Annotated in this window: 9 protein-coding genes; 4 read left to right on the top strand and 5 right to left on the bottom strand. The window is 66.5% G+C overall.

The features are described from left to right. The first annotated feature begins 247 nt into the window (after window positions 1–247). Window positions 248–1,027: a LytTR family DNA-binding domain-containing protein gene (locus DM995_RS11460; RefSeq protein WP_157973178.1), complete on the top strand. Its 780-nt coding sequence runs from the start codon at window positions 248–250 to the stop codon at window positions 1,025–1,027. Here the strand turns inward: DM995_RS11460 and wecB are convergent. From wecB to DM995_RS11445, 3 genes are all read right to left on the bottom strand, one after another. Next, window positions 1,022–2,152 (bottom strand): non-hydrolyzing UDP-N-acetylglucosamine 2-epimerase, encoded by a 1,131-nt coding sequence (wecB, locus tag DM995_RS11455; protein ID WP_116969510.1) that lies wholly within the window; start codon window positions 2,150–2,152, stop codon window positions 1,022–1,024. The genes DM995_RS11460 and wecB overlap by 6 nt on opposite strands. A 26-nt stretch (window positions 2,153–2,178) precedes the next feature. Next, window positions 2,179–3,480 (bottom strand): UDP-glucose dehydrogenase family protein, encoded by a 1,302-nt coding sequence (locus DM995_RS11450; RefSeq protein WP_116969509.1) that lies wholly within the window; start codon window positions 3,478–3,480, stop codon window positions 2,179–2,181. A gap of 141 nt (window positions 3,481–3,621) precedes the next feature. Then, the gene (locus DM995_RS11445) at window positions 3,622–4,782 is read right to left on the bottom strand and encodes an N-acetyltransferase (RefSeq protein WP_116969508.1); all 1,161 of its coding nucleotides are present in this window, start codon (window positions 4,780–4,782) and stop codon (window positions 3,622–3,624) included. A 146-nt stretch (window positions 4,783–4,928) separates the two neighbouring features. On the opposite strand from DM995_RS11445, the gene DM995_RS11440 reads away from it, so the two are divergent. Further along, the gene (locus DM995_RS11440) at window positions 4,929–6,038 is read left to right on the top strand and encodes a fatty acid desaturase family protein (RefSeq protein WP_116969507.1); all 1,110 of its coding nucleotides are present in this window, start codon (window positions 4,929–4,931) and stop codon (window positions 6,036–6,038) included. A 103-nt stretch (window positions 6,039–6,141) separates the two neighbouring features. Here DM995_RS11440 and trhO read toward each other — a convergent pair whose 3' ends face one another. Next, window positions 6,142–6,915, bottom strand: coding sequence for an oxygen-dependent tRNA uridine(34) hydroxylase TrhO (gene trhO / locus DM995_RS11435; protein WP_116969506.1), 774 nt, complete (start codon window positions 6,913–6,915; stop codon window positions 6,142–6,144). 80 nt (window positions 6,916–6,995) lie between these two features. On the opposite strand from trhO, the gene pdeM reads away from it, so the two are divergent. Both pdeM and DM995_RS11425 read left to right on the top strand, forming a co-directional pair. Further along, entirely contained in the window at window positions 6,996–7,676 is a 681-nt protein-coding gene (gene pdeM / locus DM995_RS11430; RefSeq protein ID WP_116969505.1) for a ligase-associated DNA damage response endonuclease PdeM, read from the top strand. A 152-nt stretch (window positions 7,677–7,828) separates the two neighbouring features. Then, on the top strand, window positions 7,829–10,603 hold the full coding sequence (locus tag DM995_RS11425; protein WP_116969504.1) for a TonB-dependent receptor: 2,775 nt from the start codon (window positions 7,829–7,831) through the stop codon (window positions 10,601–10,603). A gap of 65 nt (window positions 10,604–10,668) precedes the next feature. Here DM995_RS11425 and DM995_RS11420 read toward each other — a convergent pair. Further along, window positions 10,669–11,656: MFS transporter (locus tag DM995_RS11420; RefSeq protein WP_198669332.1), on the bottom strand; the 988-nt coding region annotated here is incomplete at its 5' end.

Raw genomic sequence — 11,656 nt, 5'->3', positions numbered from 1 at the left:
GCGCTGGCCCAGGCGATGCCGTTTCCGGCGGTGGCAAGCGCGAGCGTGGCGGCGAGATACAGGGTTTTCATGGGCTGGGTCTCCTTGCGGGTTGTGATGGCAGCGGGGCCATGCTTGACCCCCTCACCCTGGCCCGGTTAGACCCGGCTGTCCTGCCCGGTTACGCGAGTTGCCCGCCCTGATGCGTGAGTTGTCACCCCCTGCCGTTCACGCTTCGCGAAATGCAGGGGTCGCAAAAAGCCAGGCATTGCGCGGGATTGCCATCGGGATGATCGCGGCGGCGGTGCTCGCCTATCTGGGCGCCATGGGTACGCAGGCCGCGCCCTTCCTCCAGCGGCTCGCCTATTGGGCGGCGGTGATCCTGCCCGGCTCGCTGCTCGGCCTGGGCGTCAATGCGCTGGTGCGGGGCTGGGGCGGTCTCGCGGCGCACCGCTGGGTCGAGGCCGGGCTGGTCGCGCTGCTCGTGTCGCTGCCGCACAGTTTCGTGGTCATCGTGGTCAGCGCGCTGTTCTTCGGCCTCGGCATGATCACGCCGCTTGTGGTGCTCGAATTCTGGCTGGCGGTGCTGCTGATCGCGGTGGTGCTGACCGCGATCAACTATCTGGCGACCGCGCACCAGGTCGCAGAAGCGGCGGTCACGCCGGTGCCGCAACCTGCGCCCGAAGCTCCGCCAGCCCCTGCCGAGCCGCCGCTTGCCGATCCCTCTGCCCTTCCCGCGCTGCTCGCCGAAAAGCTGCCCCACCGGCTGCGCGCCGGGCGGCTGCTCGCGATCGAGGCGGAGGACCATTATCTGCGCGTGCACACCGATCTGGGCAGCGATCTGGTGCTGATGCGCATGGCCGATGCCTGCGCGCTGCTCGATGATGCCACGGGCGCGCGGGTTCATCGCAGCTGGTGGGTCGCGCGCGATGCGGTGCAGGCGGTGCGCCAGCAATCGGGCCGGATGGAACTGGCGCTGCCCGGCGATATCAGCGCGCCGGTGTCGAGGTCGATGCAGCCGGTGCTGCGCCGCCAGGGCTGGTTATAGCCGGGCGAACCAGGCGCTGATGGCGGCAGCGATCCGGGCAGAGCTCTTGCCATCGCCGAACGGGTTGTGCGCCTGGGCCATCGCGGCATAAGCGGCCGGATCGTCGAGCAGCCGGGTCGCTTCGGCGACGATTAGCGCGCGGTCGGTGCCGACCAGCTTGGCCGTGCCTGCGGCGACGCCCTCGGGCCGCTCGGTGGTGTCGCGCATGACGAGCACGGGCTTGCCGAGCGCGGGTGCCTCTTCCTGCACGCCGCCGCTATCGGTCAGCATCAGCTCGGCAATCTGCAGCAGCCGGGTGAAGTTGAGATAGTCGAGCGGTTCGAGCAGCGCGACATTGCCCTGCCCGCCCAGGATCGGCAGCATCGCGGCGCGCACCTGCGGATTGAGGTGGACCGGGAAGATGATCGCGACATCGTCGCGCGCGGCCAGATCGCGGATGGCGTGCGCAATATCGTCCATGCCGCTGCCGAAATTCTCGCGCCGGTGCGTGGTCACGCCGATGATCCGCTTGCCCGCAAAGCGCGCCTCGACCGGCGCGAGCAGGCCCGCCTGGCCGGGATCGGCGGCGAGCTTGTCGGTCACCCAGTGGAGCGCATCGATCACCGTGTTGCCGGTGACGAGGATCTTCGCCTCGTCGACCGCCTCGCGGCGCAGCGCATCGGCTGCGGTCCCAGTCGGCGCGAAATGCAGATCGGCGAAACTTCCGATGATCTTGCGGTTCACCTCTTCGGGCCAGGGGTGATAGATATTGCCGCTGCGCAAGCCGGCCTCGACATGCGCGACCGGGATCTTGCGATAATAGGCGGCGAGCGCGCCACACATTGCGGTCGCGGTGTCGCCCTGCACGATCACCATGTCGGGCTTTTCGGCATCGAGCACGCCGCCGATGCCGGTGAGCAGCCGCGCGCTGATCTCGTCGAGGCTCTGGCCCGGCTGCATCAGCGCCAGGTCATGGTCGGGCACCAGCCCGGCAATCTCGAGCACCTGGTCGAGCATCTCGCGATGCTGGCCGGTGACCAGCACCACCGGCTCCAGATCGGGCGCGGCCCGGAGCGCGGCGACCACCGGGAACAGCTTGATCGCCTCGGGCCGCGTGCCGAAAATCACCGCAATCCGCCGTGCCATGCCGTTGTCTCCCCCCGCCTGCCGGTTCAGCGGCCGACGCTCACATAATGGAAGCCCGCGGCCTTCATCTGCTCGGGCTTGTAGATGTTGCGCAGGTCGACCAGCGTGTTGCCGCGCATCGTGCCGAGCACGCGCGGCAGCGCGAGTGCGCGGAACACGTCCCATTCGGTGACGATCACCGCGCAATCGGCACCGGCGAGCGCCTGATAGGCGCCCTCGGCCATTTCCACGCCCGGCATCAGCGCGCGCGCCGCTTCCATGCCCTCGGGATCATAGGCGACGACCTCGGCGCCCGCATCGATCAGCCCCTGCGCGATGACGATCGCGGGGGCATCGCGCATGTCGTCGGTATTGGGCTTGAAGGTCAGCCCCAGCATCGCGATGCGCTTGCCCTCGACATCGCCGCCCATCGCCGCGATCACCTTGCGCGCCATCGCGCGCTTGCGCAGGTCGTTGACGCGCACCACCGCCTCGACGATCTGCAGCGGCGCCTCATGGTCCTGCGCGGTCTTCATCAGCGCCAGCGTGTCCTTGGGGAAGCAGCTGCCGCCATAGCCGGGGCCTGCGTGCAGGAACTTGGCGCCGATGCGGCCGTCGAGCCCGATGCCGCGCGAGACGTCCTGCACGTTGGCGCCGACCTTTTCGCACAGATCGGCCATCTCGTTGATGAAGGTGATCTTGGTCGCGAGAAACGCGTTCGCGGCGTATTTGATCACCTCGGACGTGCGGCGCGAGACGAACAGGATCGGTGATTCGTTGAGGAACAGCGGCTGGTAAATCTCGCGCATATAGTCGCGCGCCCATTCGACCTCGGTACCAACGACGATGCGGTCGGGCCGCTTGAAATCGCCGATCGCCGCGCCTTCGCGCAGGAATTCGGGGTTGGAGACGACCTCGAAATCGGCCTCCGGCGCGGTCTGGCGGATGATCTTCTCGACCTCGTCGCCGGTGCCGACCGGAACGGTCGACTTGGTGACGACGACGCAACGCTTGCGGATCGATTCGCCGATCTCGCGCGCGGCATCGCGCACATAGCTCAGGTCCGCAAAGCCGTCACCGCGGCGCGAGGGCGTGCCCACCGCGATGAACACTGCATCGGCATCGGCGACGCTCGAGGGCAGATCGGTCGAAAAGGACAGGCGCCCGGCTCGCACATTGGCCGAAACCAGCCCTTCGAGCCCTGGCTCGTAGATCGGCATGACTCCGGCGAGCAGCGATTCGATCTTGGCCGGATCCTTGTCGACGCAGACCACGTCATGGCCGAAATCGGCGAAACAGGCACCCGACACCAGGCCGACATAGCCCGAACCAATCATCGCGATCTTCATAGGGGGATAAGCTCCACAGCGTTTGGTGTCGTCTAGTGGGCGGGCAACGGGGCGTCAAACCCCGCCGCCCTGCGGCAGATCGAGCGCCATAACGCGCGAATGTTGCAATGATCTGAACGCGCCGGTTGTCTGCGGTCCGGGTCAGAGCGACTTTTCGTAGATCAGATATTCGCGGTTGATCTTGCTCTCGATGGCATCGGCGATCGCGTTCATGCCCTGATTGTCCTCGAGCACCCAGCCGATCTCGCCGCGCACCGTGCCGTAATGCTTGACCGCCTCGATGCGGATGGTCTCGATCAGCATGAAGGCGAGCTGCGCGGCCATACGCGTGTTCTGCAGGTCCTTGACCACGCCCATCAGCGGCACGCGCACGCTGGGCGAGCGGCACGTGCGCAGCCACCAGAGCAGCTTCGCCCAGCCGAACGGAAAGAGCGATCCCTTGAGCGGCGCGATGACGGTGTTGATGTCGGGCAGGGTCATCAGGAACGCGACCGGGCGACCGTCATATTCGGCGATCATGATCAGGTCCTCGCGCACCAGCGGGCGAAGCTTCTTGCCGATATAGGCGATTTCCGCATCGGTGATCGGCACGAAGCCCCAGTTCTCGCCCCAGGCATCGTTGAGGATCGAAAGGATCGTCGCGGCATCCTCGTCGAACCGGCTCTTGTCGACCTTGCGCAGCCGGATGCGCTCGTTCTTGCGTCCGGCCGCGACGATGCGCTGGATCAGCGGCGAAAAGCCCTCGACGATCGGCAGCTCGTAGGACAGCAGCTTCTTGGCAGGTGTATACCCGGCGCGCTCGATCCAGCCCTGATAGGCGGCATTGTGATGCCCCATCATGATGATCGGCGGGCGGTCATGGCCGAAGGTGAGCAGCCCCGGCTCATCCCAGATCGACAGGCTCAACGGGCCGAGCGCGCGGGTCATCCCCTGGTCGCGCAACCATTGCTCTGCCGCCGCGAGCAGCGCGCGGGCCACGGCCTCGTCCGCCGCCTCGAACATGCCGAAATTGCCGGTGCCGGGGCCCATGCCCTGTTCGACCGGCTGGGTCAGCGCAAGATGATCGATATGCGCGGAGATCCGCCCCACCGTCTTGCCGCCGCGCGTCGCGATCATCGGCTGGACGGTGGCATGGCCGTAGAAGGGGTTCTTGGCCGGGTTGAACATCTCGTAGACTTCGGCGCGCAGCGGCGGCACCCAGGCGGGGTCGGAGGCGTTCAGGTCATAGGCGATCTCGACGAACGCCTTGAGCCCGGCCTTGTCGTTCACCGGGCTGACGCTTATCTGCTGCTGGTCCGCCAAAACTCGTCCTTCATCGTCATGGAAGCCCCGAAGGGCCGCGCCCTTTGTCGCTCTGCCATGATCTGTGTCAAGGAAATGCGGGCCAGATATTGCCATCATGCTGCCACGTTGCCGTGGCTTAAGCAGGCGATCAGTACAGGAACAATATGGCCAGCAGTTTCCCCCTTTCCGAATCCGGTCGCAGCGCCCCCCAGGGCGCGACGCTTGCGCGTGCCAGCGGCCAGGTGCCCGACGATATGGCGATGATCCGCGCCGCGGCTTCGCTGACGCGCGATCTCAATGCCGCGAAGCCGGGAGTCTATTGGGCGGACATGCTCGCCTCGGCCATGGCCGGCTATGCCGCGCTGGCAGGGGCGATCCTGGTCGATGGCGTCGGCCTGGCGCTGCTCTGCGCGCTGGTCGCGGTGCTCGCGCTGTATCGCGCGGGCAGCTTCATCCACGAGCTCACCCATTTGCGCCCCGATGCGGTACCCGGCTTCAACGCCGGCTGGAACGCGCTGGTCGGCATTCCGCTGCTGATCCCCAGCTTCATGTACGAAGGTGTGCACAATCTGCACCATCAGCGGCTGCGCTACGGCACGGTCAAGGACCCCGAATATCTGCCGCTCGCGCTGATGAAGCCCTGGACGGTGCCGCTGTTCGTGCTGGTCGCGGCCTTGGGCCCGATCGGGCTGATCATCCGCTATGGCGTGCTGTCGCCGCTGTCGCTGATCATCCCGCCGCTGCGCCGCATCGTGGTCGAGCGCTATTCGGGGCTCGTCATCAACCCCGCCTTTCGCCGTGCGATGCCCGAAGGTCAGGCACGCAAGCACTGGCTGGTGCTCGAAACGCTGGCCAGTGCCTGGGCGATGACGCTGATCGCGCTGGTCGCGACCGGCACCCTGCCGCTTCGCGCGTTCCTGATCGGTCTCGCCATCGTCTCGGGCACGATGGTGCTCAACCAGATACGCACGCTGGTCGCGCATCTGTGGGAGAACGAGGACGAGCCGATGAGCGTGACCGCGCAATATCTCGACAGCGTCAACGTGCCCCCGCCGGGCCTGCTGCCCGAGCTCTGGGCGCCGGTGGGCCTGCGCTACCACGCGCTGCACCATCTGCTGCCCGGCGTGCCCTATCACGCGCTGCCCGAGGCGCACCGCCGCCTGTCGCGCGAGCTAGGCGTAGAATCGACCTACCAGCTCGCCAATTATCGCAGCCTTGCCGGGCTGGTGACGCGGCTGGTGAAGAGCACGTTCGGAAGCAGGGCGCGCGGCTGAATTTTGTCATTCCCGCGAAGGCGGGAATCCCGCTTCTGCGCTGACGATGAAGGGTGAAGCGGGACGCCCGCCCTCGCGGGGGTGACGGTGCAGGGATGCGGGATTACGCCCCGCCCTTCGCCACCGCGCGCTCGACATCGAGCAGCTCGAGCCCCTGGCCCAGCGCGACGCGCTCGTCGAAGACGAAGCAGCCGCCCTCGAACAGCGATTGCTCGGCGGGCACCTCTTCGAGATATTTCAGGATGCCGCCGCGGAGGTGGTAGACCTCGTCAAAGCCCTGTGCGCGGACATAGGCGGTCGCCTTTTCGCAGCGGATGCCGCCGGTGCAGAACATCGCGATCTTCTTGCCCGATTGGCGCAGCTCCTCGGCCTGCGCGTCGAACCAGGCTGGAAACTGGGTGAACCGCTCGGTGCCCGGATCGACCGAGCCCGTGAAGGTGCCTTGCGCGAATTCGAAGCTGTTGCGCGTGTCGATCACCACCGTATCGGGATCGGCGATCAGCGCGTTCCAGTCCGCTGGATCGACATAGGCGCCTTGCCCATGCACCGGATCGATATCGGGCACGCCCATGGTCACGATCTCGCGCTTCACCTTGACCTTGAGCCGCTTGAACGGGGGCATATGCGCACCCGAATATTTGACCTCGATGGCCGCGAAGCCCGGCATCGCGCGGATCGCATCGACCAGTGCGGCCACGCCCGGTTGGGGTCCCGCCAGCGTGCCGTTAACGCCCTCCTGCGCGATCAGCAGCGTGCCGCACAGCCCCTCGCCCTCGCACAGCGCGTGCAGCGCGTCGCGCACGGCCTGAGGCTCGGCGATCGGCGCAAAGTGATAGAGCGCCGCGACGGTCAGCGGATATTTGGTGGGGCCAGTCATGCGGTGCCCCATAATCGGCGTGCGACGATCTGCCAAGCACCGGGCTTGCAAGGCGCGGCGCGCTGCGGCATGGCGGGATCATGGTTCCCCTTTCGTTCGCCGGTCAGGATTTCGTCATCGTCGATCGCGCCGCGCTCTACTGGCCGCGCGAAAAGGCGCTGTTCGTCGCCGACCTGCATTTCGAAAAGGCGAGCTGGTATGCCCGATCGGGGCAGATGCTGCCGCCTTATGACAGCGCCGCGACGCTCGACCGGCTCGAGTGCGCGCTCGACGGGTGCGGCGCGACCAGCCTGTGGTGCCTGGGCGACAATTTCCACGATAGCGACGGGGCGACGCGGCTCGACCCGGCGCTCGCTGCGCGGCTCGAAAGTCTGTCGCGCCGGATCGCGCTGCACTGGATCACCGGCAACCATGACAGCGCGCTCGCCAACGGCTTTGGCGGCAGGGTCATCGAAGAGGCCGATCTGGCTGGGCTGGCGCTGCGCCACAGGGCCGAATCGCGGATGAGCGTCCCGGAGCTTTCGGGCCATTTCCACCCGCGTATCCGGGTCCGGCTGCGGGGACGGACGGTCTCGAGGCCGTGCTTCGTGGCCTGTTCGGACCGCCTGATCCTGCCGGCCTTCGGGGCTTTGACCGGAGGGCTCGACGCCGATGATCCGGCGATCCTCTCGGTCCTGGGGGAGGACCCCCATGCCATTGTCGCTACGGAAAGCAGGGCGTTGCGCTTTCACTTGCAAAAAACGGCAGATTTCCGGCGATAATGTCACTTGCATAACTGGTGTTGCGTTTTCGCGACAACCATCTGCATTTTTGCTTGGAACCCGCGCAAACGCTGGAATCCCGCCGATTTTGGTCTAACGTTCACGTCAAGGCGGCGCATGACCGCCAACAAGATTATTTCAGGAGAGAGGATATGCCCATGCGTTTCGGCAAGACCAGCCGTGTAACCCTGATGCTTTCCGCCGGTCTGGTGGCCATGGCGAGCCCCGCGCTGGCGCAGGAGGCGGATCAGGAAGGCACCAATGACGGCAACACCATCGTCGTCGTCGCCCAGGGCCGCGAGCAGCTGCTGTCCGACGTTCCGGTCGCGGTGTCGGCGGTCAATGCCGAAACGCTCGAGAATACCGGCGCCAACGACATCCGCCAGCTCAACCAGGTCGTGCCCTCGCTGCTCGTGTCCTCTACCGGCAACGAGGCGAACGGATCGGCGCGTATCCGCGGTATCGGCACGGTCGGCGACAACCCGGGCCTCGAAAGCTCGGTCGCGGTGTTCATCGACGGCGTCTATCGCTCGCGCTCGGGCATCGGCCTCAACGAACTGGGCGAGCTCGACCGGGTGGAAGTGCTGCGCGGTCCGCAGGGCACATTGTTCGGCCGCAACGCCTCGGCGGGTATCCTGTCGATCTATTCGAAAAAGCCGGAATTCGAGTTCGGCGGCTTCGGCGAGGCGACCTATGGCAATTACGACAATATCCGCCTGGCCGGCGGCCTGACCGGTCCGATCAGCGAGACGCTGGCGGCGCGCTTCGACGGCGTCTACGAAAAGCGCGATGGCTTCCTGCGCGACGTGAACAACAATATCGATCTCAACAATCGCGACCGCTATTTCGTCAAGGGCCAGCTGTTGTGGGAGCCGGTGGACGCGGTCTCGTTCCGCTTCATCGCCGACTATACCAACCGCGACGAGCGCTGCTGCGGCGCGGTCTATCTCGGCCGCGATTTCAACCCTCTGATCGGTGATCTGAACAATCCGTCGACCCCGCTCGCCCCGCTCCAGGCGACGGGCAACAACATCATCAACGTTCTGCGCGACCTCGGCCAGCCGATCGGTTCGTTCAACGATCCGTTCAGCCGCCAGACCTTCGTGACCCGCGGCCGCACCTATGACGGCAAGACCAAGGATGGCGGTCTCTCGCTCGAAGTGAACTGGGATATCGGCGGCGCGACGCTGACCTCGATCACCGGCTATCGCTATTACAAGAACAGCCAGGCCTCGGACACCGATTACAGCGCGGTCGACATTCTCTATCGCGCCGACAATACCGACGCCCAGTTCCGCCAGTTCAAGACCTTCACCCAGGAGCTGCGCCTCCAGGGCGAGGCATTCGACGGCAAGCTCGACTGGCTGGTCGGCGGCTATTTCGCCGACGAAGACCTGACCGTGCGCGACAATCTGCGCTTCGGCAACCAGTACGGCCGCTTCGCCACCTGCCGCATCATCTCGGGCGGCGGCCTGGCTGGACTCTATTCGCCGACCTCGCCGGGCTGCGTCGCACCCGGTGTCGGCCCCGCAACGCTGGCAGCCGCCTCGGGCGGCGGCCAGACCGGCGCGGATATCGCCAACGGCTTTGCGCTGCTCGACACGCTCAACAATCTGGGCTCGATCAGCGACCGCTATTTCCAGAACAGCCGCAACTATGCGTTCTTCACGCACAATATCTTCCACATCACCGATACGCTCGATCTGACCGTCGGTCTGCGCTACACCAACGAGCGCAAGCGCTTCAACGCGACCTTCAGCAACGACAACACCGTCTGCACCCGCTTGCAGGGATCGCTCACCGACGATCTGATCAGCCCCAATGCCACCGCGCGCGCGCTGGCCGGGGCGCTGATCGGCCTGGGTTGCCAGGGCAACTCGACCGCCGAACTCAACGGCGTCTCGATTCGCGATCGCCGCAGCGAGAACGAGTTCACCGGCACCGCTGTCCTGTCGTGGAAGCCCACCGACGACCTGCTGCTCTATGGCAGCTATTCGCGCGGCTACAAGGCGGGCGGTTTCAACCTCGACCGCTCGGCGCTCAAGGGTCCGGTCGTCGCGCCGCTCGGCCAGGCGCCCGTCACCACTTTCGCCGCCGTGGGCGGTGCCCAGGCGCTGGTGCGCAACCTGCAGTTCGACCAGGAAATCGTCGACGCGTTCGAAATCGGCGCGAAATATTCGCGTGGCCCGCTGACCATCAACCTCGCGCTGTTCCGTCAGCAGTTCGAGAATTTCCAGCTCAACACCTTCAACGGCACCGTCTTCCTGGTGCAGACGGTCAATGGCTGTTCGACCGATCTGGCCGGCGCCGACCGCGATCTCAGCGCCACGACCGGCGGCTGTGCCCGCGGCGACGTGACCTATGGTGTGGTCGCCCAGGGCGTCGAGCTCGAAGCCTCGATCCGTCCGTCGCGGACCTTCACGGTCAATGGCGGCCTGACCTATGCCGATACCAGCTATCGCAACAACCTGATCGGCAACCGCAACGGCGCGCCGCTCGATCCGGCACTGCGCAAGCTGCCCGGCGACAACCTGTCGAACGCGCCCGAACTGACGCTGACCGGATCGATGGCCTGGACGCCGGATATCGGCGATAGCGGCCTGTCGGGTCTGGTCTATGTCGACACCCGCGTGACCGATGCGTTCAACACCGGATCGGACCTGTTCCCGCAGAAGGAACAGCCGAGCTTCGTCGTGGTCAATGCCCGCGTCGGTCTGCGCGGACCCGACCAGGGCTGGGCTGTCGAGCTCTGGGCGCAGAATCTGTTCAACGAGGACTTCACCCAGGTCGCGTTCAACAGCCCGTTCCAGGCCGGCACGACCTCCGCGCCGTTCGTCGATCCGCAGTTCCCCGGCGGACGCCAGATCTTCTCGGCGTTCCTCGGCGAACCGCGCACCTATGGTATCACCCTGCGCGGCCGCTTCTGATCGCTCTGCAAGGGTAACGCGAAACAGCCCCGTCCGCGTGCTGCGGGCGGGGCTTTTTGCTGCGCTCAGGCCGGACCCTCGACTCGCGCGTGCCGGCTGAGCGTGACGGCCAGCACCGCTACCGCGCCCGCCATCAACCCGGCCGCGAGGACAAAGGGCGCACCAGGGAAGAAAGGCCCCTGCGCATCGGCATAAGCGGCGAACACCCCGGTCATCAGCGGCGGCCCGATGATCGCGGTGAGGCTGATCGTGCTGGCGATCGCGCCCTGCAGCTCGCCCTGCGCATCCTCGGGCACGCGCGGGCTCATCAGCTGCTGCATCGCCGGGAAGCACAGGCCCGGGACGCAGCCGATGACCATCCCGACCAGGACCACCGCCGTGCTCGGCGCAAAGGCCAATATCAGGAAGGACGGCAAGGCAAAGGCCAGGCTGACCGTCGCGGTGCGCACCGGGCCGAACCGGGCGATCGCCCTGCCGGACAGCACGCCCTGGGTCAGCACCAGCAACACGCCGAACAGCGCGATGGTCGCGCCGGTGGTCGCGGGCGTCCAGGCAAATTTCGCCGTGCCGTAATAGGCCCAGACCGAAAGCTGCGCCTGGCTGGCGAGCTGCATCAGGAAGATCGCGCCCAGGCAGCCGATGACCAGCGGACGGCGCGCCATGTACCCGATCGTACCGAGCGGGTTGGAGCGGAACGGATCGAAGCGCCGCCGCCGCGCCGGTTCGAGCGTCTCCTCGAAGCGCCACCAGCCGAAGATCACGCCGGTCGCGCACAGCAAAGCCGCCGCCACGAACGGCAGCCGGTCGCCGAACTGGCCGATCAATCCGCCGATCGCCGGGCCGAGCACGAAGCCTGCCGCGCCCGCGCCGCCCAGCATGCCGAACGCCGCGCCGCGCCGCTCGGCCGCAATGCTGTCGGCGATGCAGCTGTTCGCGGCGGCATAGCTCGCGCCCATCACGCCCGAGATCGCGCGGCCGACGAACAGCCAGGCCAGGCTCGGTGCCATGGCCATCAGCGCATAATCGACCCCGAGCAGCGCCAGAGTGGTCAGC

Origin of the sequence: Blastomonas sp. UPD001, from assembly GCF_003426715.1 — a bacterium.
Lineage (GTDB): Bacteria > Pseudomonadota > Alphaproteobacteria > Sphingomonadales > Sphingomonadaceae > Blastomonas.
Note: the sequence above shows the minus strand (reverse complement) of the source record. Positions and strands in the feature narration are given on the sequence as shown.